This is a genomic window from Burkholderia pyrrocinia (assembly GCF_003330765.1).
GTDB classification, from domain to species: Bacteria; Pseudomonadota; Gammaproteobacteria; order Burkholderiales; family Burkholderiaceae; genus Burkholderia; species Burkholderia pyrrocinia_B.
The window spans coordinates 2,588,502-2,614,293 of record NZ_CP024902.1; the positions used below are offsets into that span (position 1 = coordinate 2,588,502).

Annotated in this window: 25 protein-coding genes; 14 read left to right on the forward strand and 11 right to left on the reverse strand. The window is 66.2% G+C overall.

What is annotated here, in order from left to right:
* Positions 1 to 57 precede the first annotated feature (57 nt).
* The 3 genes from pnp to CUJ89_RS12530 all read right to left on the reverse strand — a co-directional run bounded on the left by pnp (position 58) and on the right by CUJ89_RS12530 (position 4,132).
* Complete coding sequence (gene pnp, locus CUJ89_RS12515) at positions 58 to 2,205, reverse strand: polyribonucleotide nucleotidyltransferase (RefSeq protein ID WP_114177587.1); 2,148 nt, start codon at positions 2,203 to 2,205, stop codon at positions 58 to 60.
* A 291-nt stretch (positions 2,206 to 2,496) separates the two neighbouring features.
* The gene (rpsO, locus tag CUJ89_RS12525) at positions 2,497 to 2,766 is read right to left on the reverse strand and encodes a 30S ribosomal protein S15 (RefSeq protein ID WP_006398792.1); all 270 of its coding nucleotides are present in this window, start codon (positions 2,764 to 2,766) and stop codon (positions 2,497 to 2,499) included.
* Between the two features lie 106 nt (positions 2,767 to 2,872).
* A complete protein-coding gene (locus CUJ89_RS12530) occupies positions 2,873 to 4,132 on the reverse strand; it encodes a branched-chain amino acid ABC transporter substrate-binding protein (protein ID WP_114177588.1) in 1,260 nt (419 codons plus the stop codon).
* Between the two features lie 169 nt (positions 4,133 to 4,301).
* Between CUJ89_RS12530 and CUJ89_RS12535 the strand changes: the two genes are divergently transcribed.
* The 3 genes from CUJ89_RS12535 (at position 4,302) to CUJ89_RS12545 (ending at position 7,430) form a co-directional block, all read left to right on the forward strand.
* Positions 4,302 to 4,814, forward strand: coding sequence for a hypothetical protein (locus CUJ89_RS12535; RefSeq protein WP_114177589.1), 513 nt, complete (start codon positions 4,302 to 4,304; stop codon positions 4,812 to 4,814).
* Positions 4,815 to 5,196: 382 nt separating this feature from the next.
* Positions 5,197 to 5,838, forward strand: a complete 642-nt coding sequence (locus CUJ89_RS39070; RefSeq protein WP_114177590.1) for a carbonic anhydrase — start codon at positions 5,197 to 5,199, stop codon at positions 5,836 to 5,838.
* 41 nt (positions 5,839 to 5,879) lie between these two features.
* Positions 5,880 to 7,430 (forward strand): SulP family inorganic anion transporter, encoded by a 1,551-nt coding sequence (locus CUJ89_RS12545; RefSeq protein WP_114177591.1) that lies wholly within the window; start codon positions 5,880 to 5,882, stop codon positions 7,428 to 7,430.
* Positions 7,431 to 7,502: 72 nt separating this feature from the next.
* Here CUJ89_RS12545 and CUJ89_RS12550 read toward each other — a convergent pair whose 3' ends face one another.
* From CUJ89_RS12550 to CUJ89_RS12580, 6 genes are all read right to left on the reverse strand, one after another.
* The gene (locus CUJ89_RS12550; protein WP_114177592.1) at positions 7,503 to 9,047 is read right to left on the reverse strand and encodes a 2-isopropylmalate synthase; all 1,545 of its coding nucleotides are present in this window, start codon (positions 9,045 to 9,047) and stop codon (positions 7,503 to 7,505) included.
* Positions 9,048 to 9,360: 313 nt separating this feature from the next.
* Positions 9,361 to 10,233 carry a CDP-diacylglycerol--serine O-phosphatidyltransferase gene (gene pssA, locus CUJ89_RS12560; RefSeq protein ID WP_114177593.1) on the reverse strand — a complete coding sequence of 291 codons (873 nt, stop codon included), beginning with the start codon at positions 10,231 to 10,233 and terminating at the stop codon, positions 9,361 to 9,363.
* 15 nt (positions 10,234 to 10,248) lie between these two features.
* A complete protein-coding gene (locus tag CUJ89_RS12565) occupies positions 10,249 to 10,893 on the reverse strand; it encodes a phosphatidylserine decarboxylase (protein ID WP_114177594.1) in 645 nt (214 codons plus the stop codon).
* Between the two features lie 127 nt (positions 10,894 to 11,020).
* Positions 11,021 to 12,037: a ketol-acid reductoisomerase gene (gene ilvC, locus CUJ89_RS12570; protein WP_047898620.1), complete on the reverse strand. Its 1,017-nt coding sequence runs from the start codon at positions 12,035 to 12,037 to the stop codon at positions 11,021 to 11,023.
* A gap of 104 nt (positions 12,038 to 12,141) precedes the next feature.
* Positions 12,142 to 12,633 (reverse strand): acetolactate synthase small subunit, encoded by a 492-nt coding sequence (gene ilvN / locus CUJ89_RS12575; protein WP_006750445.1) that lies wholly within the window; start codon positions 12,631 to 12,633, stop codon positions 12,142 to 12,144.
* Positions 12,634 to 12,744: 111 nt separating this feature from the next.
* Positions 12,745 to 14,508, reverse strand: coding sequence for an acetolactate synthase 3 catalytic subunit (locus tag CUJ89_RS12580; protein ID WP_114177595.1), 1,764 nt, complete (start codon positions 14,506 to 14,508; stop codon positions 12,745 to 12,747).
* 352 nt (positions 14,509 to 14,860) lie between these two features.
* Here CUJ89_RS12580 and CUJ89_RS12585 point away from each other — a divergent pair, with 352 nt between their 5' ends.
* The 11 genes from CUJ89_RS12585 to CUJ89_RS12635 all read left to right on the forward strand — a co-directional run bounded on the left by CUJ89_RS12585 (position 14,861) and on the right by CUJ89_RS12635 (position 24,345).
* The gene (locus tag CUJ89_RS12585; protein WP_114177596.1) at positions 14,861 to 15,424 is read left to right on the forward strand and encodes an RNA polymerase sigma factor; all 564 of its coding nucleotides are present in this window, start codon (positions 14,861 to 14,863) and stop codon (positions 15,422 to 15,424) included.
* The gene (locus CUJ89_RS12590; protein WP_114177597.1) at positions 15,421 to 15,846 is read left to right on the forward strand and encodes a DUF3619 family protein; all 426 of its coding nucleotides are present in this window, start codon (positions 15,421 to 15,423) and stop codon (positions 15,844 to 15,846) included. Before CUJ89_RS12585 ends, CUJ89_RS12590 begins: the two co-directional genes overlap by 4 nt.
* A gap of 26 nt (positions 15,847 to 15,872) precedes the next feature.
* A complete protein-coding gene (locus CUJ89_RS12595) occupies positions 15,873 to 16,628 on the forward strand; it encodes a DUF3106 domain-containing protein (protein ID WP_114177598.1) in 756 nt (251 codons plus the stop codon).
* Between the two features lie 6 nt (positions 16,629 to 16,634).
* Positions 16,635 to 17,141 carry an RDD family protein gene (locus tag CUJ89_RS12600; protein WP_114177599.1) on the forward strand — a complete coding sequence of 169 codons (507 nt, stop codon included), beginning with the start codon at positions 16,635 to 16,637 and terminating at the stop codon, positions 17,139 to 17,141.
* 224 nt (positions 17,142 to 17,365) lie between these two features.
* Positions 17,366 to 18,304 (forward strand): UDP-2,3-diacylglucosamine diphosphatase, encoded by a 939-nt coding sequence (locus tag CUJ89_RS12605; RefSeq protein ID WP_114177600.1) that lies wholly within the window; start codon positions 17,366 to 17,368, stop codon positions 18,302 to 18,304.
* Between the two features lie 30 nt (positions 18,305 to 18,334).
* The gene (locus CUJ89_RS12610) at positions 18,335 to 19,369 is read left to right on the forward strand and encodes a glycosyltransferase family 4 protein (protein ID WP_114177601.1); all 1,035 of its coding nucleotides are present in this window, start codon (positions 18,335 to 18,337) and stop codon (positions 19,367 to 19,369) included.
* Positions 19,366 to 19,896: a diacylglycerol kinase gene (locus CUJ89_RS12615; protein WP_114177602.1), complete on the forward strand. Its 531-nt coding sequence runs from the start codon at positions 19,366 to 19,368 to the stop codon at positions 19,894 to 19,896. The genes CUJ89_RS12610 and CUJ89_RS12615 overlap by 4 nt, the downstream gene beginning before the upstream one ends.
* 206 nt (positions 19,897 to 20,102) lie before the next feature.
* Positions 20,103 to 20,861, forward strand: coding sequence for a TetR/AcrR family transcriptional regulator (locus CUJ89_RS12620; protein WP_114177603.1), 759 nt, complete (start codon positions 20,103 to 20,105; stop codon positions 20,859 to 20,861).
* Complete coding sequence (locus CUJ89_RS12625; protein WP_114177604.1) at positions 20,858 to 21,439, forward strand: TIGR00730 family Rossman fold protein; 582 nt, start codon at positions 20,858 to 20,860, stop codon at positions 21,437 to 21,439. Before CUJ89_RS12620 ends, CUJ89_RS12625 begins: the two co-directional genes overlap by 4 nt.
* Before the next feature lie 22 nt (positions 21,440 to 21,461).
* Positions 21,462 to 22,223 (forward strand): SDR family oxidoreductase, encoded by a 762-nt coding sequence (locus CUJ89_RS12630; protein WP_114177605.1) that lies wholly within the window; start codon positions 21,462 to 21,464, stop codon positions 22,221 to 22,223.
* 229 nt (positions 22,224 to 22,452) lie between these two features.
* The gene (locus CUJ89_RS12635; protein WP_114177606.1) at positions 22,453 to 24,345 is read left to right on the forward strand and encodes an ArnT family glycosyltransferase; all 1,893 of its coding nucleotides are present in this window, start codon (positions 22,453 to 22,455) and stop codon (positions 24,343 to 24,345) included.
* Between the two features lie 72 nt (positions 24,346 to 24,417).
* On the opposite strand, the gene CUJ89_RS12640 is transcribed toward CUJ89_RS12635, so the two are convergent.
* Both CUJ89_RS12640 and CUJ89_RS12645 read right to left on the reverse strand, forming a co-directional pair.
* Complete coding sequence (locus CUJ89_RS12640) at positions 24,418 to 25,035, reverse strand: DUF924 family protein (protein WP_114177607.1); 618 nt, start codon at positions 25,033 to 25,035, stop codon at positions 24,418 to 24,420.
* Complete coding sequence (locus CUJ89_RS12645) at positions 25,032 to 25,763, reverse strand: alanyl-tRNA editing protein (RefSeq protein ID WP_114177608.1); 732 nt, start codon at positions 25,761 to 25,763, stop codon at positions 25,032 to 25,034. Before CUJ89_RS12645 ends, CUJ89_RS12640 begins: the two co-directional genes overlap by 4 nt.
* Positions 25,764 to 25,792: the final 29 nt, after the last annotated feature.

The following is a 25,792-nucleotide window of genomic DNA, read 5'->3' on the forward strand; positions in this document are numbered from 1 at the left end:
TACAGAAAAAACGGCCGGCGCGCTTTCGCACTGCCGGCCGCTGGTCCGCCTGCCCGCTTATTGCTGCGGCGGCGTGTCCGATTGCGACGCTGCCGCTGCTTCATTCAGCAGCGCCTTTGCCGACAGGCGCACGCGACCCTTCTCGTCCGTCTGGATCACCTTGACCTTGACCTGCTGACCTTCCTTCAGGTAGTCGTTGATGTCCTTCACACGCTCGTTGACGATTTCCGAGATGTGCAGCAGGCCGTCCTTGCCCGGCAGCAGGTTCACGATCGCGCCGAAATCGAGCAGCTTGAGCACCGTGCCTTCGTACACCTGGCCGACTTCGATTTCAGCCGTGATTTGCTCGATGCGCTTCTTCGCTTCGGCCATGCCTTCGCTGTTCGTGCTCGCGATCGTCACGACGCCGTCGTCGGAGATGTCGATGGTCGTGCCGGTTTCTTCCGTCAGCGCGCGGATCACCGAACCGCCCTTGCCGATCACGTCGCGGATCTTTTCCGGGTTGATCTTGACCGTGATCATGCGCGGTGCGAATTCGGACAGTTGCGTGTTCGCACCCGCGACCGCCGACGTCATCTTGCCGAGGATGTGCATGCGGCCTTCCTTCGCCTGCGCGAGCGCGACCTGCATGATTTCCTTCGTGATGCCCTGGATCTTGATGTCCATCTGCAGCGCGGTCACGCCTTGCTCGGTGCCGGCCACCTTGAAGTCCATGTCGCCGAGGTGATCTTCGTCGCCGAGGATGTCGGTCAGCACCGCGAACTTGTTGCCTTCGAGGATCAGGCCCATCGCGATGCCCGCGACGTGCGCCTTCATCGGCACGCCGGCGTCCATCAGCGCGAGGCAGCCGCCGCACACCGATGCCATCGACGACGAACCGTTCGACTCGGTGATTTCCGACACGACGCGGATCGAGTAGCCGAATTCGTCGGCGCTCGGCAGGCACTTGACCAGCGCGCGCTTCGCGAGACGGCCGTGGCCGATTTCGCGACGCTTCGGCGAGCCGACGCGGCCCGTTTCGCCGGTCGCGAACGGGGGCATGTTGTAGTGGAGCATGAAGCGCTCGCGGTACTCGCCTTCGAGCGCGTCGATGATCTGCTCGTCACCCTTCGTGCCGAGCGTCGCGACGACCATCGCCTGCGTCTCGCCGCGCGTGAACAGCGCCGAGCCGTGGGTGCGCGGCAGTACGCCGGTGCGGATCTCGATCGGGCGCACGGTGCGCGTGTCGCGGCCGTCGATACGCGGCTCGCCGTTCAGGATCTGCGAACGGACGATCTTTGCCTCGATGTCGAACAGGACGTTGCCGACGGTGGCCTTGTCGGCCGCGACCGTACCGGCTGCCTGCGCGTCTTCCTCGAGCTTCGCCGAAGTCGCCGAGTAGACTTCCTTCAGCTTTGTCGAGCGAGCTTGCTTGTCGCGGAGCTGGTAAGCGGCGAGCACGTCGTTCTGCGCCAGTTCGGTCACGCGCGCGATCAGCGCCTCGTTCTTCGGCGCCGGCTGCCAGTCCCACTCGGTCTTGCCGCCTTCGCGCACCAGTTCGTGGATCGCGTCGATCGCAATCTGCATCTGCTCGTGGCCGAACACCACGGCGCCCAGCATCACCTCTTCCGTCAGCTGGTCGGCTTCCGATTCGACCATCAGCACCGCACGCTCCGTACCCGCGACGACGAGGTCGAGGCTCGACGCCTTGATCTGGTCACGCGTCGGGTTCAGCACGTAGGCGTTGTCGATGTACGCGACGCGCGCGGCACCGACCGGGCCGTTGAACGGCAGGCCCGACACGGCGAGCGCAGCCGATGCGCCGATCAGCGCGGGGATGTCCGCCGGGATTTCCGGGTTCACGGACAGCACGTGGATCACGACCTGCACTTCGTTGTAGAAGCCTTCCGGGAACAGCGGGCGCAGCGGACGGTCGATCAGGCGCGACGTCAGCGTCTCGTGCTCCGACGGACGACCTTCGCGACGGAAGAAGCCGCCCGGGATCTTGCCGGCCGAGTAGGTCTTCTCGAGGTAGTCGACGGTCAGCGGGAAGAAATCCTGGCCCGGCTTCGCCGTCTTCGCGCCGACGACCGTTGCCAGCACGACGGTATCTTCGATGTCGACGATCACGGCGCCGCTTGCCTGGCGCGCGACTTCACCGGTTTCGAGGCGCACCTTGTGCTGGCCCCACTGGAATTCCTTCACGACCTTGTTGAACATGGACATGGTTGCTCCTTTGAATTCATGCATTTCATTCGCCGCGCCGGCCATCCCGCGCGGCGGCGTCCCGACCGAATCACCCGGAGCAAGGTGTGTTTTTTATGCCATTCCAGCGCAGCGCTCATGCAGCGACGCGCTGGAATGACACAAATCCCGACCCCGGTATCAGCCGTTGCGGCAGCCCTGCACAAACGTGCCGGACAGCCTGCGATGCGTGTGACGCTACGCACCGCGCAAAAACAAAATGCCTGTATCAGCGGACTGACACAGGCATCTTGCTGGCGGCAATCGCCTCGATTACTTACGCAGACCCAGCTTCTCGATCAGTGCGCGGTAACGGTCGGCATCCTTGCCCTTGAGGTAGTCGAGCAGCTTGCGGCGGCGGCTCACCATGCGCAGCAGGCCGCGGCGGCTGTGGTGATCCTTCGCGTGGGTCTTGAAGTGACCCGTCAGTTCGACGATACGTGCGGTCAGCAGTGCGACCTGGACTTCGGGCGACCCCGTGTCGTTGGTACCGCGTGCGAACTGAGCAACGACTTCCGACTTCTTGATATCTGCAACAGACATGTGATTTCCTTTGTAACTGAACAGGCGGACACGGAAGAATGGCCGTGCCGTGACTTACAACCGGCGCGCATTGTAGCACAACTCCGCACCGTTCCTACCGCCTCTGTCACGGGCGTGTCATCGAGCATGTCGACGGCATCTCCGTGCGCTGCGCCGGCACCGCGAGCACCGTCCGGAAGCCGTAGCCCGAACCCTCGTTGTCGAAACGCACGCCCGGCGTGCCGACCTTGTCCATCTCCATCACGTAAAGGGGCTGGAACAGCTGATGATCCTGCGCGCGCATCCGCGCCGCGTGGAAGCCGTCGTCGAACGACAAACCCTCGAGCGCACGTGCGACCGCAACGGGGTCGGCCGAACCCGCGCGGTTCATCGCGGCGGCCAGCATCTCGATCATCAGGCTCATCCGTCGCACCGGATAGTCATCCTGCACGGCCGGGAAACGGGTCCGGAACGCGCGGTAGAACGCGTCGGATTTCGCGCCGCCCGCGTTCGGGTGCCAGTCCGCCACGGCCACGACCCGCCCGACACCGGCGGCGCCGAGTGCCGCCGGCGCGCCAAGACTGTTGCCGTAGAACGTATAGAACTTCGCATTCAGCCCCTGCTCACGCGCCGCCTTCACGAGCAGCGTGAGGTCGTTGCCCCAGTTGCCGGTCACGACGGCGTCCGCGCCGCTCGCGCGGATCTTCGCGATGTACGGCGAGAAATCCTTGATCCGGCCGATCGGATGGAATTCGTCGCCGGCGATCGTCACGTCCGGGCGCCGCGCGGCCAGCGCCTGCCGCGCGAACGTGCTGACGTCGTGGCCGAAGCTGTAGTCCTGGTTCAGCAGATAGACCTTGCGCAGCGCGCGGTCGCGCGCCATCACGTCCGCGAGCGCGGCCATCCGCATCCCCGCGTGCGCGTCGAAGCGGAAATGCCAGAAACTGCAGCGCGCGCCGGTCAGCGCCGGATCGTCGGCCGAATAGTTGAGGAACAGCATCCGGTTGTCCGGATCGCGCGCGTTCAGCTTGTCGAGCGCCGCGACGAGCGCGGCCGCGACGGCCGAGCTGTTGCCCTGCGCGACGAAACCGATATGCCGGTCCGCGGCCGCGCGCAACTGCACGAGCGCCTCCTCCGGGCTGCCCTTGCTGTCGAGCACGACGAGTTCGAGCGGATGCGCGCCGTCGCGCAGCTTCACGCCGCCCGCCGCGTTAACCTGCTCGACGCCGAAACGCAGGTTGCGCTCGACCGCCGCGCCCGCGTTCGCGAACGGGCCCGACATCCCTTCGATCAGCGCGATCCGCACCGGCTCGCCCCCGGCAAACGCGGACGACACCAGCATCCACCCCGCGCTCAACGCGAGCGCGCACCGCTTCCACCCCTGCATCGGCTACCTGCCCTTCAATCTGCCCGAGAAGCGCGGATCATAGGCCGGCGCCCCCGCCGGCCGCAAGCGCGGCAGCGCCGGCGATCCGCACCGATTTTTTCCGCACGATACGCCGTCGCGCGCCGTCCGTGATACAACGGGAATTGTTTCCGTGTTCTGGAGAACCCCCATGCGCATTCGCATTCACGCGCACCTGCCGGTGCTGTTCGCCTGCGCCGCAGCGCTGCTGGCCGGTTGCGCGCAACCGTGGCAGCAATACCAGGCCGGCCAGGACGAGTCGGCGATCGTCGCGCGCATGGGCCCGCCGCGCGAAATCTACGACCTGCCCGGCGGCGGCAAGCGCCTGATGTGGCCGACCCAGCCGATGGGCGAAGTCACTGTCGCCGCCGACGTCGACGCGGCCCACAAGATCGTCAACGTGCGCCAGGTGCTGCAGCCGAGCGAGTTCTATCGCGCGGAGATCGGCAAGTGGACGAAGACCGATGTGCTCGTCAATTTCGGACGCCCCGTCGAGACGTCCTACTTCCCGCTGATGAAGCGCGAGGTGTGGACGTACCGCTACCTCGAGGACAACGTCTGGTACATGATGTACAGCTTCTATTTCGATCCGCAGGGCATCCTGCGCATCACGCAGAAAACGCCGGACCCGCTTCACGACCCCGACCGCCGCAACCTGTTCTGACCGACTGCGCATTGACGCGCAATTTTCACAATGGCCATTCACGAATTATTGCGTGAATGGCCATTTCCTTTTTTCCGTCATTTTATTAATTCAAGAAATACGACGGAAATCTTTTCCGATCGATGACATTCCGATGGCAATACGCTGAAATCCCCGTCATGCGGGCCTTTGCGTGGAAACAGGCATGCCCAATGCATGTCATGCGTTGGGTTGGTGCATACGATGCACTACGTCAAGTCAATTTGAAACAATTTGTTTCAACGCACCCAGAGTGCTAGGGCATACCCCTAATATCAGTCGAAATTCAACCTTTCAATTTAGAAAGAATCATATTGCACCACTTCGCCCGATATTTATTTGCCTTTATCAAAAAGGAGTCCTCATGAATCGCCCCAAGAGCATGCTGGTCGCCAACATCGCGTGGGCCCGCGAGACGCGCGAACACACGCCCGGCTTTTTCGACGCGCTCGCGCGCGGCCAGAACCCGCGCGTGCTGTGGATCGGCTGCGCCGACAGCCGCGTACCGGCCGAAACCATCACACACTGCGCGCCCGGCGAGCTGTTCGTCCATCGCAACATCGCGAACCTGTTCCATCCCGACGACGACAATTCCGCCAGCGTGCTCGAGTACGCGGTGCGCGTGCTTCAGGTCGACCACGTGATCGTGTGCGGGCACTACGGGTGCGGCGGTGTGCGCGCGTCGCTGCTGCCGCCGCCGTCCGACCTGCCGCACGTCGCGCGCCGCATCGCGCCGCTCTGCGCGCTCGCGCGGCGCCATCGCGACACGCTCGACGGACTCGACGACACGGCCGCCGCCGACCGCCTCGCCGAACTGAACGTGCTCGAACAAGTGCGGCTGCTGCGCGCGTCGCCGATCGTGCGGGGCCGGGAACGGCCGCCGCTCGTGCACGGCTGGATCTTTTCGCTCGCCGACGGCCGCCTGCAGGAACTCGATTCCGGCTACGCGACGCCGCCTGCCGACGTCGAACCCGTGCAGGCCGCGACGGCCGCCGCGCTCGGCTGACTCGTACCTCGCCCCCCTACGCCAATGAAATCGCCCCAATCATGAAACTGAACGAGCGCTTGTCCACCCTGCCGCGCGACATCGTCGCCGGCATCGTCGTTTTCCTCGTCGCGCTGCCGCTCTGCCTCGGCATCGCCAATGCGTCCGGTGTAGAGCCGTTCGCCGGGCTCGTGTCCGGCATCGTCGGCGGCATCGTCGTCGCGCTGCTGAGCGGCTCGTCGCTGTCCGTCAGCGGGCCGGCCGCCGGCCTCGTCGTGATCGTCGTCGAAGGGATCGCGCAACTCGGCAGCTTCTCCGCGTTCCTGCTCGCGGTGCTGCTGTCCGGCGTGCTGCAGTTCGGGTTCGGCATGCTGCGCGCCGGCCGCTTCGCCGCCTACGTGCCGTCGCCCGTCATCAAGGGCATGCTCGCCGCGATCGGCCTGTTACTGATCGTGAAGCAGATTCCGTTCGCCTTCGGCATCGGCGGCTCGGCTGCGCAATCGTTTGCTTCGTGGCCGGGCCTGCCGATCGCATGGGCCGCCACGGCCATCGCGCTCGCTTCGCTCGCGCTGCTGTTCGCATGGGACACCCCCACGCTGCGCCGCTTCGCGCTGGTACGCTCGGTGCCCGCGCCGCTCGCGGTCGTCGTGCTGGGCATCGGTGCCACGCTCGTGCTGGGCGTCGTCGCGCCGTCGGTCGCACCGGGCGCCGCCCATCGCGTGACCCTGCCCGAGCTCGGATCGCTCGCGGCCTTCGCGGCATCGCTCAAGCATGCGGAGCTCGGCCCGAACTTCGCGCAGCTCGTCAATCCGGACGTGTGGCGCGTCGCGATCACGCTCGCGGTCGTCGCGAGCCTCGAGACGCTGCTGAGCCTCGAAGCGGTCGAACAGATCGACCCGAAACGCCGGCCGACCCAGCCCGACCGCGAGTTGAAGGCACAGGGCGTCGGCAATCTCGTCGCAGGCGCGTTCGGCGGCCTGCCGATCACGTCGGTGATCGTACGCAGCTCGGTGAACGTCAACGCCGGCGCACAAAGCCGGATGGCGGCAATCATCCACGGGATGCTGCTGCTCGCGAGCGTGTTCGCGCTCACCGGCCTAATCAACCTGATCCCGCTCGCGAGCCTTGCCGCGATCCTGATCCACACCGGCCTCAAGCTCGCGAAACCGGCGCTGTTCCGCTCGGTGATGAAGCAGGGGCCGGCCGCGTTCACGCCGTTCGTCGCGACGATCGCCGGCGTGCTCGCGGTCGACCTGCTGTTCGGCATTGCGCTCGGCCTTGCATGCAGCGTGCTGGCGGTCGCCGTCGCGAACCTGAAGAGTCCCGTCACGCTCGCGCAGCACGACGACCACTTCCTGCTGTCGTTCCGCAAGGACGTGTCGTTTCTCGGCAAGGTGCAGGTCAAGCACCACCTGCGGCACATTCCGGACCGGGCGGCGGTGATCATCGACGCGACGCGCGCCGACTACATCGATCACGACGTGCTCGAACTGCTCGACGCGTTCGTCACCGATGCGCCGCGGCGCGGGATCGCGGTCGAGTTCCGCCGACGCAGCCCGGCGCCCCGTCCGGCCACGCGCCGCTGGCTGTTCCGCGCGCCGGCCGCCGAATGAGCGACAGATGAAAAAACGCCCCGGCGGCGCAGGGCCGCACGGGGCGTTCCGGTGATGCGCAGCGCGCGGCGCTTACGAGCGCTGCGGGTTAAGCTTGTCGTCCTTCGAATGCAGCTTGTTCAGCGCGGCAATGTACGCCTTCGCAGACGCGGCGACGATGTCCGGATCGGTGCCGACGCCATTGACGATCCGCCCGCTCCTCGACAGCCGGACGGTCACTTCGCCCTGCGCCTGCGTACCGGTCGTGATTGCGTTCACCGAGTACAGCAGCAGCTCGGAACCGCTGCCGACTTCGCTCTCGATCGCGTTGAACGTCGCATCGACCGGACCGTTACCGCGCGCCTCGCCGGTCACTTCCTTGCCTTCGACCCCGAACACGACCTTCGCCTCCGGCTGCTCGCCCGTTTCCGAGTGCTGCGACAGCGACACGAACTTGAAGTGTTCCTGCTCGTGCGCGAACGCCGATTCCTCGGAGACGATCGCGATGATGTCTTCATCGAAGATCTCGGCCTTGCGGTCGGCCAGATCCTTGAAGCGCATGAACGCGGCGTTCAGTTCGGTTTCGCTGTCGAGCGACACGCCGAGCTCCTGGAGGCGCTGCTTGAACGCGTTGCGGCCCGACAGCTTGCCGAGCACGATCTTGTTCGCGGTCCAGCCCACGTCTTCCGCGCGCATGATCTCGTAGGTATCGCGCGCCTTCAGCACGCCGTCCTGGTGAATGCCCGACGCGTGCGCGAATGCGTTCGCGCCGACCACGGCCTTGTTCGGCTGCACGACGAAACCGGTGATCTGCGACACGAGCTTCGAGGTCGGCACGATCTGCGTGGTGTCGATACCGACGTCGAGGCCGAAGTAGTCCTTGCGCGTCTTCACGGCCATCACGATTTCTTCGAGCGACGTGTTGCCCGCGCGCTCGCCGAGACCGTTGATCGTGCACTCGATCTGGCGTGCGCCGCCGATCTTCACGCCGGCGAGCGAGTTCGCGACGGCCATCCCGAGGTCGTTGTGACAGTGCACGGAAAAGATCGCCTTGTCCGAGTTCGGGATGCGCTCACGCAGCGTCTTCACGAGCTGGCCGTACAGTTCCGGCACGCCGTAGCCGACCGTATCGGCGATGTTGATCGTCGTCGCACCTTCGGCGATCACGGCTTCCAGCACGCGGCAGAGAAAATCCAGATCGGAGCGGCTGCCGTCTTCCGGCGAGAATTCGACGTTGTCAGTGAACTTGCGTGCGAAGCGCACCGCGAGGCGCGCCTGCTCGAACACCTGGTCGGGCGTCATCCGCAGCTTCTTCTCCATGTGCAGCGGCGATGTCGCGATGAACGTGTGGATCCGGAAGCTCTCGGCCGGCTTCAGCGCGTCGGCCGCGCGCTGGATGTCCTTGTCGTTGGCCCGGGCCAGCGAGCAGATCGTGCTGTCCTTCACGAGACCGGCGATCGTGTGGATCGCGTCGAAGTCGCCGTTCGAGCTGGCCGCGAAGCCGGCCTCGATCACATCGACCTTCATCCGCTCGAGATGCTTCGCGATGCGGATTTTCTCTTCCTTCGTCATCGACGCACCGGGCGATTGTTCGCCGTCACGCAACGTCGTATCGAAAATGATCAGCTTGTCTGTCATGGGGGGCTCCAGGGCTCTTTATACGGAAATCAAACGTAATGAGATCGCGCCACCGCTGGCGACGCTCAACAACAGACGAAGCTTGACGGAGGGCGAGAACGGTCAGCGCGGCAGGCGCGCCAACGCTAGCGCGCGTAGCGGCGCACCGGCTAGAAGGAGGGAGAGGCGGGAAAATGCAGTCATGCCAAAGACTATAGCGGCATTCCGTTGGGCGCGCAATCGGACGGCACCCCGGAATTCCGGCGGTTCGGTTCGAAAAAGGGGCAAATGAAAACGGCGGCCCCGAGGCCGCCGTTTCCGGGCAAATCGCGCGTCAGTGATCGCGCTGCGACGAGCGCGCCGGATTCGCGCGCCCGCGGATGGCCATGTAGGCCCAGAACACGTAGCCGGACAACCCGTACAGTACGAACAGGCAGAACAGCATCAGCGGCGGATCGGACGATACGAGCACGAACGCGACGACGACGAGCAGGATCGCCGCGAACGGCACGCGGTGCCGCACGTCGAGCGCCTTGCCGCTGTAGAACGGCGCGTTCGACACCATCGTCACGCCCGCGTAGATGGTCAGCACGAACGCGACCCACGGCAGCCAGCCGAGCTTCATCGGCACGCGGTTGTCGGTTGCGAGCCAGACGAAACCCGCGATCAGCGCGGCGGCGGCCGGGCTCGGCAACCCCTGGAAGAAGCGCTTGTCGACCACGCCGATGTTCGTATTGAAACGCGCGAGGCGCAGCGCGGCGCCCGAGCAGTAGACGAACGCGGCAAGCCAGCCCCAGCGGCCGAGATCCTTCAGCACCCACTCGTACATCACGAGCGCGGGCGCGACGCCGAACGACACCATGTCGGACAGGCTGTCGAACTGCTCGCCGAACGCGCTCTGCGTATGCGTCATGCGCGCGACGCGCCCGTCCATCCCGTCGAGCACCATCGCGACGAAAATCGCGATCGCGGCGATCTCGAAACGCACGTTCATCGCCTGCACGACCGCGAAGAAGCCGCAGAACAGCGCGGCGGTCGTGAACGCGTTCGGCAGCAGGTAGATGCCGCGCGTCTTCAGGAACCGCTGGCGCGCGGCGCGGCGGCTCTCGAGCGGGGCCGGATCGGGCGTGATCGGCTTGTTGCGTCGGAACGGCCGCGGCGGCTGGCTGGTGCCGTTGCGCGACCGGCGCGGTTTGAATGCGGCCATCGTGCGCCCCGCCGCTTACTGTTCGAGCTCGGCGAGGATCGTCGACGACGCGTAGACCTTCTCGCCGATCGACACCTTCGCGCGGCTGCCGAGCGGCAGGTACACGTCGACGCGCGAACCGAAGCGGATGAAACCGTAGCGCTGGCCGCGCGACAGCGGCTCGCCGGCGCGCACGTAGCAGAGAATCCGGCGTGCGACGAGGCCCGCGATCTGCACGGCGGTGACGGTCTTGCCGCTCGCCGTCTGGATCACGACCGCATTGCGCTCGTTCTCGGTCGACGCCTTGTCGATCGCCGCGTTCAGGAACGCGCCCGGGAAGTACTCGACCTTGGTGATCGCACCATCGACCGGCGAACGCTGCGAATGGACGTTGAAGACATTCATGAACACGCTGATCTTCAGCGCTTCGCGGTTCGCGTACGGATCTTGTGCGGTCTCGACCGCGACGATGCGGCCGTCCGCCGGGCACAGCACCGCGTTCGGCTGCGCCGGGATCGGGCGCTGCGGATCGCGGAAGAACTGGACGACGAAGGCGAGCAGCAGCCAGAACGGCCACGCGAAGCCGAAGCCCCCGATGGCGTGGATCAACAGCGCGATGACGGCTGCAATCGCGATGAACGGCCAGCCTTCGCGCGCGATGATCGGATGAGGATAGTTCATGGATTCGTTCTGTGTTCGGTGAATTGCAAAGCCCGTAGCATAACAAAAGCCGCCCGGGGCACTGCTGCCTTCGGACGGCTTTTTGATACCGACCCTCCGCTCGAAGGGCCGGAACAGCACGCGGTGCTTAGTTCTTCGTCTGGTCGACGAGCTTGTTCTTCGCGATCCACGGCATCATCGCACGCAGCTTCGCGCCGACCTGCTCGATCTGGTGCTCGGCCGTCAGGCGGCGGCGCGACTGCAGCGTCGGGGCGCCTGCCTTGTTCTCGAGAATGAAGCTCTTTGCGTACTCGCCCGTCTGGATGTCGGTCAGGCACTGCTTCATCGCCTTCTTCGTCTCTTCCGTGACGACGCGCGGGCCCGTCACGTACTCGCCGTATTCAGCGTTGTTCGAGATCGAGTAGTTCATGTTCGCGATGCCGCCTTCGTAGATCAGGTCGACGATCAGCTTCAGTTCGTGCAGGCACTCGAAGTACGCCATTTCCGGCGCATAGCCTGCTTCGACCAGCGTCTCGAAGCCTGCCTTGATCAGCTCGACGGTACCGCCGCACAGCACGGCCTGCTCGCCGAACAGGTCGGTTTCGGTCTCTTCGCGGAAGTTCGTCTCGATGATGCCGGCACGGCCGCCACCGTTCGCTGCCGCGTACGACAGCGCGATGTCGCGTGCCGCGCCCGACTTGTTCTGCGCAACCGCGATCAGGTGCGGCACGCCGCCACCTTGCGAGTACGTGCCGCGCACGGTGTGGCCCGGGGCCTTCGGCGCGATCATGATCACGTCGAGGTCGGCGCGCGGGATCACCTGGCCGTAGTGGACGTTGAAGCCGTGCGCGAATGCCAGCGCCGCGCCCTGCTTGATGTTCGCGTGCACTTCCTTCGCGTACACGTCCGCGATCTGCTCGTCCGGCAGCAGCATCATCACGACGTCCGCGCCCTTCACCGCTTCCGCGACTTCCTTGACCGACAGGCCGGCGTTTTCGGCCTTGCTCCACGACGCGCCGCCCTTGCGCAGGCCGACCGTCACGTTCACGCCGCTTTCCTTCAGGTTCAGCGCGTGTGCATGGCCTTGCGAGCCGTAGCCGATGATCGTGACTTGCTTGCCCTTGATGAGGGAGAGGTCAGCGTCTTTGTCGTAGAAAACGTTCATGATGGTTCCTTCGCTAATTCAAAAATTCAACAATTCGTTCGGATGGAGTACTACGGGCCGGGACATGACGGCGCACCCGGCGTGCCTCTTTGGCAATTTCGGCATCAAACCTTCAGGATGCGCTCGCCGCGTCCGATGCCGGAGCTGCCGGTACGCACGGTCTCGAGGATCGCGCTCGCGTCCAGCCCCTGGATGAATGCGTCGAGCTTGTCGCTCGCGCCCGTCAATTCGATCGTGTAGGTCTTTTCGGTCACGTCGATGATGCGGCCGCGGAAAATATCCGACATCCGCTTCATTTCTTCGCGCTCCTTGCCCACTGCACGGACCTTGATCAGCATCAGCTCGCGTTCGATGTGTGCACCGTCGGTCAGGTCCACCACTTTCACCACCTCGATCAGGCGGTTCAGATGCTTCGTGATCTGTTCGATCACGTCGTCGGAGCCAATGGAAACGATGGTGAGCCGCGACAGCGATTGGTCTTCGGTCGGTGCCACCGTCAAGGTTTCGATGTTGTAGCCGCGTGCGGAAAACAGACCGACCACGCGCGACAGCGCGCCTGGTTCGTTCTCCAGCAGGACGGAAATGATGTGTCTCATGTTCGCTTCTTCCAGAATGTACCGTGTCGATTCACTCGCGTCGCGCGCCGCCGTGTGCCGCACCGCCCTTCGTGAAGGCGGCCGCATCCGGCCTGAGCGCGCGTCGCGCCGTTACAGATCTTCCGATCCGAGCAGCATCTCGGTGATGCCCTTGCCGGCCTGTACCATCGGCCAGACGTTTTCGGTCGGATCGGTCTGGAAGTCGAGAAACACGGTGCGATCCTTCAAGCGCAGCGCTTCCTTCAGCGCCGGCTCCACATCCGCGGTCTTTTCGATGCGCATGCCGACGTGGCCGTACGCTTCGGCGAGCTTCACGAAATCGGGCAGCGCATCCATGTACGAATGCGAATAGCGCTTGCTGTATTCGATCTGCTGCCACTGGCGGACCATGCCGAGGTAGCGGTTGTTCAGCGAAATGATCTTGATCGGCGTGTCGTACTGCAGGCAGGTCGACAGTTCCTGGATGCACATCTGGATCGAGCCTTCGCCCGTGATGCACAGCACGTCGTCGTCCGGGTGCGCCATCTTGACGCCCATCGCCGCCGGCAGGCCGAAGCCCATCGTGCCGAGGCCGCCGGAGTTGATCCAGCGACGCGGCTTGTTGAAACGGTAGAACTGCGCAGCCCACATCTGGTGCTGGCCGACGTCCGAGCACACGAACGCATTGCCGTCCGTCAGCTCCCACGCCTTCTCGACCACGTACTGCGGCTTGATGATCTCGCTTTCGCGGTCGAACTTCAGGCAGTCCTTCGAGCGCCAGTCCTCGATGTCCTTCCACCATTGCGCGAGCGCCTCGGTGTCGGGGCCGTGCTCGGCCGTCTGCAGTTGCTCGATCAGTTCCTTCAGCACTTCCTTCACGTCGCCGACGATCGGGATGTCGACCTTCACGCGCTTCGAGATCGACGACGGGTCGATGTCGATGTGGATGATCTTGCGCGGACGCGACGCGAAGTGCGCCGGATCGCCGATCACGCGGTCATCGAAGCGGGCACCGATCGCGATCAGCACGTCGCAGTGCTGCATCGCCATGTTCGCTTCGTAGGTGCCGTGCATGCCGAGCATGCCGAGGAATTTCTTGTCCGACGCGCGATAGCCGCCGAGGCCCATCAGCGTGTTCGTGACCGGGTAGCCGAGCAGGTCGGCGAACTGGTTCAGTTCGCGCGACGCGTCGGCGAGGATGATGCCGCCACCCGTGTAGATGTAGGGACGCTTCGCCGTCAGCAGCAGCGACACGGCCTTGCGGATCTGGCCCGAATGGCCCTTCGTGACGGGGTTGTACGAACGCAGCGACACGCTCTTGACGGGCTCGTACTGGCACGGCGTCTTCGAGATGTCTTTCGGGATGTCGATCAGCACCGGGCCCGGACGGCCCGTGCGGGCGATATAGAACGCCTTCTTGACGGTTTCCGCGAGGTCGCGCACGTCCTTCACGAGGAAGTTGTGCTTCACGCATGGACGCGTGATGCCGACGGTGTCGCACTCCTGGAATGCATCCTGGCCGATCGCGGCAGTCGGCACCTGGCCGCTGATCACGACCATCGGGATCGAATCCATGTACGCCGTCGCGATGCCGGTCACCGCGTTGGTGACGCCGGGGCCCGACGTCACGAGGCAGACGCCGACATTGCCGGTGGAACGCGCATACGCATCGGCTGCGTGCACGGCCGCCTGTTCGTGGCGCACCAGCACGTGCTGAATCTTGTCCTGCTTGTAAAGCTCGTCGTAGATGTAGAGAACCGAGCCGCCGGGGTAGCCCCAGATGAATTCGACGTTTTCGTCGGCCAGTGCCTTCATGAGCACGGTACCGCCGATGGAGTCGCTATCGGGAGGGGAAAGGGGTTCCGACGTGGAGAATTCCGCGCTGGGCATGTTCATTTCGACCTTTCGAATTTTCGGCAAAAAATTGATCGGGTGCTCTCTGCCGGGCTTGTGGCTCGGGTTCAAGCGGCGCGTCCAGTTTGAAGGGCGGGCTTCTTGGGCCAGCCTCAAATGAGACCATCACTTCATGTTGCGAATCGCTGACGATAGCGGGTCGCGAATGGGTCGTCAAGCAAAATATCCCGCAGCGCATCATGCGCGCCGTCCGGCACCCCGCCGCCGCGGCTCGCGCGCAACGTGCGGCGCCCAACCCGGTGCCAAGCGGCGCGAAAATTTGATAGCATCCGCGGGTTTTACGAAATTTTTCGACCTTTCACACGCCGCAGTCCGCAGCGCATACCTTTACGGAATGGCATCAGACAAGGAACTCGCCGACTTTCTGGCGGGCGTCGAAAGGCGCGCGTTCAAGCAGGCTGCGTACGCCGTGCGTGACGACGATGCGTCGCTCGACATCGTGCAGGACGCGATGATCAAGCTTGCGGAGAAGTACGGCGACCGGCCGGCGGCCGAGCTGCCGCTGCTTTTTCAGCGGATCCTGCAGAACACGATCCACGACTGGTTCCGCCGGCAGAAGGTCCGCAACACCTGGGTTACGCTCTTCTCGTCGCTGAACAACACCGACGACGACGACTTCGACCCCCTCGAAACGCTCGAATCCGCGAACGACAACGCGGGCGTCGAGAGCAGCGAGCACCGCCTCGAAAGAGAGCAGGTTCTGGCCCTGATCGACGAAGAAATCCAGAAACTTCCGACGCGTCAACGGGAAGCGTTCCTGATGCGTTATTGGGAAGATATGGATGTCGCCGAGACTGCCGCCGCAATGGGGTGCTCCGAAGGCAGCGTGAAGACGCACTGCTCACGAGCCACCCACACCCTGGCGCAAGCGCTCAAGGCCAAAGGAATCACGCTATGAGCTCCGCTCCCGCAAACCGAGAACACGAATTCGCGCTGAAGGTGCGCCGCGCGCTGGACGAGCGCGCGGCCGCATTGCCTGCCGCGACCACCGACCGGCTGGCCGTCGCCCGCCGGGCTGCGCTCGCGCGCAAGAAGCCCGAAGCCGCGACCGCGCCGGTGTTCGTGCCGGCCTTCGCCGGCGCGGCCGGCGCCTACGGCACGGCGCCCACGAGCCGCCCGCAGGCTTCGTTCGCGCGCCGCCTGCTGCGCGCGTGGCCGCTCGCGTTGCTGCTCGCGGGGCTCGTCGGCATCGCCTACTGGGAAGACATGCAGCGCACCGCCGAACTCGCCGACATCGACGCGGCGATGCTCAGCGACGATCTGCCGCTCAACGCGTATCTCGATCACGGGTTCAACGCGTATCTTTCGCGCGCTCACTAACAGACAATAACGAGGGGATCGCACGGGTGAGTCAGAAGCGCGGCCTGGCCGTATTTTTCGGATGCGTGATCGCGATCGCCGTTTCCTACGTCGCCACGTATTCTCGATTCCACCCGGCCCCTGCGACGACCGCCGCCGCGGCCAGCAGCCCGGCCGCACCCGCGTCGGCCGCGACCGGGCCGACCACCGAACTTCCCCCGCTGCCGCTGCCCGCCGCCACCGGCCCGCTGTCGTGGGCGCGCCTCACGCCGGCGCAGCACGCGGCACTTGCGCCGTTCGCCGACCAGTGGGACGGCTTCAGTGATGCCCGCAAGCGAAAATGGCTGAAAATCGCGTCGCGTTTCGCGAAGTTGACGCCCGATGATCAAAAGCGCCTGCAGGAACGGATGACCGAATGGGCGCGGATGACGCCCGAGCAGCGCCGCGTCGCGCGCGAGAACTACCAGAGCGCGAAGGAGCTTTCCGCACAGGCGCGCGAGCGCGCGTGGAAGGCCTACCAGCAACTCCCCGAGGAGCAGAAGGAACGTCTCGCGGCCGCCGAGCGCCGCCGCCGGCCAAGCGTCGTCAGCGCACCGCCGACCGTCGCCGACCGTGACGTCCGCCGCCTCGTCAATTCGCACGAACACCCGGCAAGCGGCGCTGCCACCGCACCGGCACCCGTATCGGCCGGCGCCGCCGCGACGCCGGTGCCCGCGTCGTCGACAGCCGGCACCGCATCCGCACCAGCCGCCGTGGCGCCGGTGTCGCCCGCCGACGCGCCTTCGCTGTTCAAGGGCTCCTGAGCGGCCGTGGCGAACGCCCGCGCACCCGAGACCCCGGCCGCCGCGCCGTCCGTGCGGCGGCGCCTCGCCGCGCTGCTCTACGAAAGCGTGCTGCTGTTCGGCGTCGTGTTCTTCGCCGGGCTCGCGTTCAGCCTCGCGACGCAGCAGCGCAACGGCCTCGTCCATCACAACCTGCTCTCCGCATGGGTCGCGCTCGTGGTCGGCGCGTACTTCGTCTGGTTCTGGACGCACGGCGGCCAGACGCTGCCGATGAAGACCTGGCGGCTGCGGCTCGAATCGTCGAGCGGCAGGCCGCTGAGCGCCGGCCACGCGCTCGTCCGCTATGCGCTCGGCTGGCTGTGGTTCCTGCCGCCGCTCGCGCTGCATCCGCTCCTCGGCCTGTCGGTGCCCGTCACGCTCGCGCTCGCCGCCGCGTGGATCGTCGCGTGGGCCGGCGCCGCCCGGCTGCATGCCGGCCGCCAGTTCCCGCACGACCGGATCGCACGCACGCGCGTCGTCGCCATGCCGCGCTGACGCGCCGCATTCGCCATACGAAAACGGCTCGCCCAGGCTTCCCCCGTCCGGCCTGACGCCTTGCCGGACAATCGCCGACCGTTTGGTGCGACAGATTACACAACCCCCTTTCATTCACTGCTAAACACCCTGCGGCGGTCGTAATAAGAACGTCTCGTGACTGTCACGGCACAGTCACGCCCGCATGGCGGAATGCCGGTAATGTCAACCGGCGCGAGTCATGCATGGGCCAGAAAACGTCTGCGACCTCCCTGTTCCGTCACCCGCTCGGCGCCCGCGCCGCCACCGCCTTCCTGTCCGGCTCGGCCGCAATCGATGGCGTGGTGTCGCAAGAACCGCCAGCCGCGCACGCCACGCAGCACGACGACCCCGACCCGTCCGCCCATCGCTACCGCACCATCTGGCTGTCCGACATCCACCTCGGCTCGAGCGGCTGCCAGGCGCCGTACCTGCTCGACTTCCTGCGCCACAACGATTCGGAATACCTGTACCTCGTCGGCGACATCATCGACGGCTGGCAGCTGAAGAAAGGCTGGTACTGGCCGCAGGCGCACAACGACGTCGTGCAGAAGATCCTGCGCAAGGCGCGCAAGGGCACCCAGGTCGTCTACATCCCCGGCAACCACGACGAAGGCGCGCGGCAGTTCTGCGATCTCGCGTTCGGCGACATCCAGGTGCGCGGCGAGGCGTTCCACACGACGCTCGCAGGCAAACGTTTGTGGATCGTGCACGGCGACCTGTTCGACGGCGTGATCCAGCACGCGAAGTGGCTCGCGTACCTCGGCGACACGCTCTACACGCTGATCCTCGTGCTGAACCGCTGGTTCAACCGGATCCGCAGCCGGCTCGGCTTCCAGTACTGGTCGCTGTCGCAGTACCTGAAGCACCAGGTAAAGAACGCGGTCAACTTCATCTCGCAGTTCGAGACCGTGATGACCGACGAGGCGCGCCGCCGCGGCTGCGACGGCGTCGTGTGCGGCCACATCCACAAGGCGGAGATCCGCGACATCGACGGCGTGCTGTACTGCAACGACGGCGACTGGGTCGAAAGCCTGTCCGCGCTCGTCGAAACGATGGAAGGCGAACTGAAGATCGTCTACTGGACGGTGATGCGCACCGCGCCGTCGGAGACCACGTCGCGCAAGGCCAAGGCCACTGCCTGACACAACCCTACTTACAGGACACATGCCGCGATGAAGATCATGATCGTCACCGACGCGTGGGAACCGCAGGTCAACGGCGTCGTGCGCACGCTGAAGAGCACGTCGCGTGAACTCACGGCGCTCGGCCACCGCGTCGAACTGCTGACGCCGCTGGAATTCCGCACGGTGCCCTGCCCGACCTACCCCGAGATCCGCCTGTCGATCCTGCCGTACCGCAAGCTGCGCGCGCGGATCGACGCGTTCGCGCCCGATGCGCTGCACATCGCGACCGAAGGCCCGCTCGGCCTCGCCGCGCGACGCTATGCGCGCACGCACAAGCTGCCGTATACGACCGCGTACCACACGCGCTTTCCGGAATACGTGCAGGCGCGCTTCGGCATCCCGCTGGCCGCGACCTACCGCTTCCTGCACTGGTTCCACGGCCCGTCGCTCTCGGTAATGGCGCCGACGCCGGTCGTCAAGCAGGATCTCGAGAAATTCGGCTTCACGAACGTCGTGCTGTGGACCCGCGGCGTCGACCTCGACGTGTTCCGGCCGATTGAATCGAAGGTGCTCAATACCGCGCGGCCGATCTTCCTGTACGTGGGCCGCGTCGCGATCGAGAAGAACGTCGAGGCGTTCCTGCGCCTCGACCTGCCCGGCTCGAAGTGGGTCGCGGGCGAGGGTCCTGCGCTCGCGGAGCTGAAGTCGCGCTATCCGGAGGTGAACTATCTCGGCGTGCTGTCACAGGCCGAGCTCGCGAAGGTGTATGCTGCGGCCGACGTGTTCGTGTTCCCGAGTCGCACCGACACGTTCGGCCTCGTGCTGCTCGAGGCGCTCGCCTGCGGCACGCCGGTTGCCGCATATCCCGTCACGGGCCCGATCGACGTGCTCGGCGACAGCGATGCCGGCGCGATGCACGAGGACCTGCAGGAAGCCTGCCTCGAGGCGCTGAAGATCGAACGCACGACGGCGCGCGCGTGGGCGGAACGCTTCTCGTGGCGCGCGGCATCCGAGCAGTTCGCGTCGCATCTGAAGCCGCTGCCGAAGACCGCGTACTCGCCAGCCGAAGGTGCCGCCGTTTGAAACGAGACCTGAACGACAAGACCCCGCCCACCGCCGCGACGCAGCAACGACACCGCCCGTTCGACGAAGAAGAGCCGCACGCCGAAGCGGACCCGCACGAGCCGCTCGGCCCCGACGATCGACTGACGCCGCTGCCGCCGAACCCGTACAAGCGCCACCGCGGCATTACGCGCGCGTGGTACGCGCTCAAGCATTCGCTGAACGGCTTTCGTGTCGCGATCCGCGAGGAGAGCGCGTTTCGCCAGGAGCTCACGCTCGCCGCGCTGATGCTCCCGATCGGCGCCTTCGCGCCGGTACCGGCCGCATCGCACGCGCTGCTGATCGGCTCGGTGCTGCTCGTGCTGATCGTCGAGTTGCTGAACTCGAGCGTCGAGGCCGCGATCGACCGCATCTCGCTCGAACGCCACGAGCTCTCCAAGCGCGCGAAGGACCTCGGCAGCGCGGCCGTGACGGTCGCGCTGTTCGCGTGCGTGACGACGTGGGGCTTCGTGCTCGGCCCGGTCGTCGCACACTGGCTCGGCTTCTAGACGGCCGCCCGGCGGGCGCCTTCCGCACCGTCTGCGTGCGGCGCTGCACCATACACCGCGCGGGGCCGCGATCACGAAATGCGCCCGATGTGGCGAAACCCCGGTTTATAATCGTCCGCTAGACATAGAACAGCAACCCGCGCCGGACGAATCTCGCAGCATCGATTGCAGCGCCCGCCAGTCCGGCACACACAGGGCCGGACGACATGGAAGCGAAACCTCCCCGCCGCACCCGCGAACGGATTCTCGAGTTGTCGTTGAAACTCTTCAACGAGATCGGCGAGCCGAACGTCACGACCACGACGATCGCCGAGGAAATGGAAATCAGTCCAGGCAACCTGTACTACCATTTCCGCAACAAGGACGACATCATCAACAGCATCTTCGCGCAGTTCGAGCAGCAGATCGAACGGCGGCTGCGCTTCCCCGAAGATCATCGTCCGACGATCGACGAAACCTGGTCGTACCTGCAGTACATGGCCGATTTCATGTGGACCTACCGGTTCCTGTATCGCGACCTCAACGACCTGCTCGCCCGCAACCGCACGCTCGAGACGCACTTCAAGCAGATCATCAGCCACAAGGTGCGCTTCGCGCACGATATGTGCGAGCTGCTCGTGTCCGACGCCGAGATGGTCGCGACCCCCGCCGAGATCGAGGTCATCGCGACCAACATGGCCGTCATCTCGACGTACTGGCTGTCGTATCAGTACGTGATGCATCCGCGCAAATACAACGACCAGGACGCGATCCGCGAGGAACTGCACCAGGTCAGCATGCACGTGATCTCCGTGATGGCACCGTACCTGCGCGGCCGTTCGCGCCAGCTGTTCGACGATCTGGTCTCCGGCAAGCTGCCCAAGCGACAGTTCACCGACTACCTGCCGCCGCGCGACGGTTCGCCGCGCCCTGCCGGCGGGCCGGTCACCGTTGGGCAGCCCCCGGTCAAGGACGCCAAGCAATGAAGGCAGTCTGCGTTTACTGCGGCTCGTCGTCCGGCGTGCGGCCCGTCTATGCCGACGCCGCGCGCGCATTCGGCCGTGCGCTCGTCGATGCAGGCCTCACGCTCGTCTACGGCGGCGGCCGCGTCGGCCTGATGGGCGTGATCGCCGACGAAGTGATGGCGGCCGGCGGGCATGCGGTCGGCGTGATCCCCGAACTGCTCGTCGACAAGGAAGTCGGCCATACGGGGCTGTCGGAACTGCACGTCGTGCCCGACATGCACCACCGCAAGAAAATGATGGCCGACCTCGCCGACGCATTCGTCGCGATGCCCGGCGGCGCCGGCACGCTCGAGGAGCTCTTCGAGGTCTACACGTGGGCGCAGCTCGGCTATCACCGCAAACCCGTCGCGCTCTACAACATCGATTCGTTCTACGATCCGCTGATCGCACTGCTGCGCCATACGGTCGACGAGGGTTTCATGCAGCCGGCCTATTTCGACGCGCTGTGCGTCGATTCGGAACCCGTCGAACTGATCGAGCGGCTGCGCCGCTACCAGCCACCCGCCCGCGACAAGTGGGCGCCCGACTCGGCGAAGTAACCTTCCCCGGGACCCGCACGCGATGACCTCACCGTCCGGCCGCAAGGCCGTCCTCATCACCGGCGCGAGCCGCGGCATCGGCCGCGCGACCGCCGTGCTCGCAGCCGAGCGCGGCTGGGACGTCGGCATCAACTATGCGCGCGACGCGGCGGCGGCCGAACGCGCCGCGCAGGCCGTCCGCGACGCGGGCGGCCGTGCGTGCGTCGTTGCGGGCGACGTCGCGAACGAGGCCGATGTCGTCGCGATGTTCGACACCGTCGCTGCCGCATTCGGACGCCTCGACGCGCTCGTCAACAACGCGGGCATCGTCGCGCCATCGATGCCGCTCGCCGACATGCCGGCCGATCGGCTGCGGCGGATGTTCGACACCAACGTGCTCGGCGCGTACCTGTGTGCGCGCGAAGCCGCGCGCCGGCTGTCCACCGACCGCGGCGGCCGCGGCGGCGCGATCGTCAATGTGTCGTCGATCGCGTCCCGGCTCGGCTCGCCGAACGAATACGTCGACTACGCGGGCTCGAAAGGCGCGGTCGACTCGCTGACGATCGGTCTTGCGAAGGAACTCGGCCCGCACGGCGTGCGCGTCAACGCGGTGCGCCCCGGCCTGATCGAGACCGAAATCCACGCGAGCGGCGGCCAGCCGGGCCGGGCGGCCCGCCTCGGCGCACAGACGCCACTCGGCCGCGCGGGCGAAGCGCAGGAGATCGCCGAAGCGATCGTCTGGCTGCTTGGCGACGCGGCGTCTTACACGACGGGCGCCCTGCTCGACGTCGGCGGCGGCCGGTAACCCGCACTTGCGGCGCATCAAAAGCGCCGCCTGAATCAATTCGTCGTCACGACACCACAAATCTCCACAATTCCGTGACACTATCAGTAAACGTCCGTAACAATTCCATGATCTACTAGCGGACGTTCAGACAGTCGTCATCCACGCCTGTCCGTCGCCGCTTTGATATGGCACTTATCGGTCCGGCCCATGTCGCCGAACCGGCTCGCCCAGACCCGAGATCTTTTCCATGCCTGGAACCGCAGCGCCCAGCCGGCGACGCACGTCTGTGCCCGCTCCGGCCCCGCACACCCGCTCGACCGCCGACGCCGGCCTCACCGCGACGCCCGACGCCGCCGGTACGCCTGCCGTGGCCGCAACGGCCGCGACCGGCACCACCCGCGACCGCTCGCTCCTGCTCGGCTGGCGGGCCTGGCTGTTCGTCGCCGCACTGGTCTGCGCGTATACGCTGCCGGGCGTGCTCGGCCACGATCCGTGGAAACAGGACGAAACCTACACGTTCGGCATCATCCAGCACATGCTCGAGACCGGCGACTTCGTCGTGCCCACCAATGCCGGCCTGCCGTTCATGGAAAAGCCGCCGCTTTACGCGTGGGTCGCGACCAGCCTCGCGTGGCTGCTGCAGCGTGTGATGCCGCTGCACGACGCAGCACGGCTCGCGAGCGCGCTGTTCGCCGCGCTCGCGTTCGGCTTCATCGCGCGCGCGGCGCGCGTAGCCAACCGCACAGACAGCTGGTTCGACCTGCGCGTGATCGGCCCCGTCGTGCTGAGCGCGGGCACGCTCGTCGTGATCAAGCACATGCACGACATGATGACGGACGTCGCGCTGTTCGCCGGCACGGCGATGGGCTTCTGCGGGCTGCTCGAACTCGTGATGCAGCACGTCGCGCGCGCGCAGCAAATGCGGCACGGGCTGCCGGTCCAGCCGTCGGGCCGCTGGGCCGCGCCGATCTTCGGCGCGGGCGTCGGCATCGCGCTGATGACGAAGGGGCTGTTCGTGCCGCTCGTGTTCGCGGCCACCCTCACGGGCACGCTCGTGCTCTACCCGGCCTGCCGCACCCGCTCGTTCGCACGCGCGCTCGGCGTCGCCGCGCTCGTGTTCGCGCCGTTCGCGCTCATCTGGCCGACCGCGCTGTTCCTGCGCTCCGAGACGCTGTTCATGACGTGGTTCTGGGACAACAACGTCGGCCGCTTCTTCGGTTTCTCCGTCCCCGAGCTGGGCGCGGAAAACGACAAGCCTTTCTTTATCCTGCGCGCCTTCCTGCTCGTCGGCTTCCCGGTCGCACCGCTCGCGATCGTTGCGCTCGCGCGCGGTGCATGGCGCGACTGGCGCACGCCGCGCATCGCGCTGCCCGTGCTGTTCGCCGGCATCGGGCTCGTGGTGCTGCAAGTGTCCGCGACGTCGCGTCAGCTCTACATCCTGCCGTTCTTCGCACCGCTCGCGCTGGTCGCCGCGCAGGCGATCGAACGCCTTCCGCGCCGGCTGCATCTCGCATGGGATTACCTGAGCCGCATCCTGTTCGGCACGGCCGCCGCGCTCGCATGGGCGATCTGGGCGGTAATGGCCAATCCGGGCGTGTCGCGTGCGGATCTCGCGCCGCTCGGCCGCTGGCTGCCGCTCGACTGGACGATGCCGATCGAGCCCGCGCTCGTGATCGGCGCGCTCGTGCTGACGGTCGGCTGGCTGTCGCTGCTGCCGAAGCTGCGCACGACGGGCCTCTGGCGCGGCGCGCTGTCGTGGGGCGCAGGCGCGCTCGTCGCATGGGGGCTCATCTATACGCTGCTGCTGCCGTGGCTCGACATCGCGAAGAGCTATCGCTCGGTGTTCGACGACCTGAACGCGCATCTCGCGCTCGAATGGAACGACGGCGACTGCATGGCGAGCCTGCACGGGCTCGGCGAATCGGAAGCGCCGATGCTGTACTACTTCTCCGGCATCCAGCACACGCCGATCAACGACGCGAAGACAACGCGCTGCACGTGGATGATCGTCCAGGGCGTGCGGGCCGTCGATCCGGCGCCCGGCAGCGAATGGAAACTGTTCTGGACAGGCGCGCGCCCGGGCGACAACGAGGAACTGCTGCGCGTCTACGTGCGTACGCCCGAACAGCACCTGCAGTAACGCAGGATGGCGCGGCGCCCGCGCGAATCCGCGGGCTCGCCCCCTCCCCTCGTCACGCAACGGCCCGGATCTTCAGAACGACGACCCGGGCTCGCGAAGAAACGCCGTCTCGTCATCGGTCGACGCACGCCCGAGAATCGCGTTCCGGTGCGGAAAACGACCGAAGCGCTCGACGACGGCCGCATGCCGCAGCGCGAAGCGGTGATAGCTCTCGCACCCTGCCTCGTCGCGAATGCCCGCGCACAGGCGCACGGCTTCGCGCTGGCTCTCGACCGACTCGTCGTGCTCGAACGGCAGATACGCGAACGCACGGTGATGCCCGCTCGGCAACTGCGCATCCCAGCCGGCCGCGACGACGCGGCGCGCGAGCGCAAGCGCCTTCGGATCGGCGGCAAACGCGCGCGGCGTGCCGCGATGCATATTGCGCGAGAACTGGTCGAGCACGACGATCAACGCAAGCGCCCCCGACGGCGAGCCTGCCCAGTGATCGCATGCACCGTCGCACGCGGCGTCGAGCAACGCGCCGTAGCGCGTGCGCAGCAGGTCGTCGAACGCCGCGCCGCCGTTGAACCAGACCTTACGTTCCTGCCCGAACCCGGCCGAGCCCGGCTCGCCGAACCAGAAATCCAGAATCTCCCGCGCGTGCGGATCCAGCACCGCCGCGCCCGCGTTTCCGGTGTCGATCGTCATGCAAACTCCAGTACGAGGCGCCGTGTGCGCGCGCTCTTCTTTTCCAGTTTCGCGACCCGCAGCCCGCCGATTTCCGACGTGTTGCGCACGTGCGTGCCACCGCACGGCTGCAGGTCGACATGCTCGATGCGCAGCAGTCGCACGCGGCCGAGGCCCATCGGCGGCTTCACGCTCATCGTCCGCACGAGTTCGGGCCGCCCGGCCATCTCGTCGTCGGTGATCCATTCGGTCGTGACCGGGTGCGCACCGACGACCAGGCCGGCGAGACGCCGCTCGACGTCGTCGCGGTCGATCGCTTCGGACGTCGCGAAATCGAGCCGCACGTAGTCGGCCGTCACGCTGCAGCCGTCGACCGCGTACGGCAGCACCGCGCACATCAGGTGCGCGGCCGTATGCAGGCGCATGTGGCGGTAGCGGCGCAGCCAGTCGATCTCCGCGACCACGCGCGTGCCGGGCGCGAGCGCGGCGACGCGCGCCTCCTGCCCCGGTACCGGCACGTGCACGGCGTCGTCGGGCGTCGCGCCGTCGAACTTCGCCTTGCGCGTATCGGCGATCGCGATCGTGCTGCCGTCGGGCAGCGTCAGCGTGCCGGTGTCGCCGGCCTGGCCGCCGCCGAGCGGATAGAACACGGTGCGGTCGAGCCGGATGCCGTCGTCGCCGACGGCCTGAACGACCGCATCGCATTGCGTGAGGTACGCGTCTTCGCGAAACAGCGCTTGTGTCGTCATCGGGCGAGCCTCGTATCGATGGGAGAAAC

What these genes read in the sequence shown, in the direction of transcription:
- pnp (WP_114177587.1), bottom strand. Translation starts at nt 2,205, where the DNA reads ATGTCCATGTTCAACAAGGTCGTGAAGGAATTCCAGTGGGGCCAGCAC.
- rpsO (WP_006398792.1), bottom strand. Translation starts at nt 2,766, where the DNA reads ATGTCTGTTGCAGATATCAAGAAGTCGGAAGTCGTTGCTCAGTTCGCA.
- CUJ89_RS12530 (WP_114177588.1), bottom strand. Translation starts at nt 4,132, where the DNA reads ATGCAGGGGTGGAAGCGGTGCGCGCTCGCGTTGAGCGCGGGGTGGATG.
- CUJ89_RS12535 (WP_114177589.1), top strand. Translation starts at nt 4,302, where the DNA reads ATGCGCATTCGCATTCACGCGCACCTGCCGGTGCTGTTCGCCTGCGCC.
- CUJ89_RS39070 (WP_114177590.1), top strand. Translation starts at nt 5,197, where the DNA reads ATGAATCGCCCCAAGAGCATGCTGGTCGCCAACATCGCGTGGGCCCGC.
- CUJ89_RS12545 (WP_114177591.1), top strand. Translation starts at nt 5,880, where the DNA reads ATGAAACTGAACGAGCGCTTGTCCACCCTGCCGCGCGACATCGTCGCC.
- CUJ89_RS12550 (WP_114177592.1), bottom strand. Translation starts at nt 9,047, where the DNA reads ATGACAGACAAGCTGATCATTTTCGATACGACGTTGCGTGACGGCGAA.
- pssA (WP_114177593.1), bottom strand. Translation starts at nt 10,233, where the DNA reads ATGGCCGCATTCAAACCGCGCCGGTCGCGCAACGGCACCAGCCAGCCG.
- CUJ89_RS12565 (WP_114177594.1), bottom strand. Translation starts at nt 10,893, where the DNA reads ATGAACTATCCTCATCCGATCATCGCGCGCGAAGGCTGGCCGTTCATC.
- ilvC (WP_047898620.1), bottom strand. Translation starts at nt 12,037, where the DNA reads ATGAACGTTTTCTACGACAAAGACGCTGACCTCTCCCTCATCAAGGGC.
- ilvN (WP_006750445.1), bottom strand. Translation starts at nt 12,633, where the DNA reads ATGAGACACATCATTTCCGTCCTGCTGGAGAACGAACCAGGCGCGCTG.
- CUJ89_RS12580 (WP_114177595.1), bottom strand. Translation starts at nt 14,508, where the DNA reads ATGAACATGCCCAGCGCGGAATTCTCCACGTCGGAACCCCTTTCCCCT.
- CUJ89_RS12585 (WP_114177596.1), top strand. Translation starts at nt 14,861, where the DNA reads ATGGCATCAGACAAGGAACTCGCCGACTTTCTGGCGGGCGTCGAAAGG.
- CUJ89_RS12590 (WP_114177597.1), top strand. Translation starts at nt 15,421, where the DNA reads ATGAGCTCCGCTCCCGCAAACCGAGAACACGAATTCGCGCTGAAGGTG.
- CUJ89_RS12605 (WP_114177600.1), top strand. Translation starts at nt 17,366, where the DNA reads ATGGGCCAGAAAACGTCTGCGACCTCCCTGTTCCGTCACCCGCTCGGC.
- CUJ89_RS12610 (WP_114177601.1), top strand. Translation starts at nt 18,335, where the DNA reads ATGAAGATCATGATCGTCACCGACGCGTGGGAACCGCAGGTCAACGGC.
- CUJ89_RS12620 (WP_114177603.1), top strand. Translation starts at nt 20,103, where the DNA reads ATGGAAGCGAAACCTCCCCGCCGCACCCGCGAACGGATTCTCGAGTTG.
- CUJ89_RS12625 (WP_114177604.1), top strand. Translation starts at nt 20,858, where the DNA reads ATGAAGGCAGTCTGCGTTTACTGCGGCTCGTCGTCCGGCGTGCGGCCC.
- CUJ89_RS12630 (WP_114177605.1), top strand. Translation starts at nt 21,462, where the DNA reads ATGACCTCACCGTCCGGCCGCAAGGCCGTCCTCATCACCGGCGCGAGC.
- CUJ89_RS12635 (WP_114177606.1), top strand. Translation starts at nt 22,453, where the DNA reads ATGCCTGGAACCGCAGCGCCCAGCCGGCGACGCACGTCTGTGCCCGCT.
- CUJ89_RS12640 (WP_114177607.1), bottom strand. Translation starts at nt 25,035, where the DNA reads ATGACGATCGACACCGGAAACGCGGGCGCGGCGGTGCTGGATCCGCAC.
- CUJ89_RS12645 (WP_114177608.1), bottom strand. Translation starts at nt 25,763, where the DNA reads ATGACGACACAAGCGCTGTTTCGCGAAGACGCGTACCTCACGCAATGC.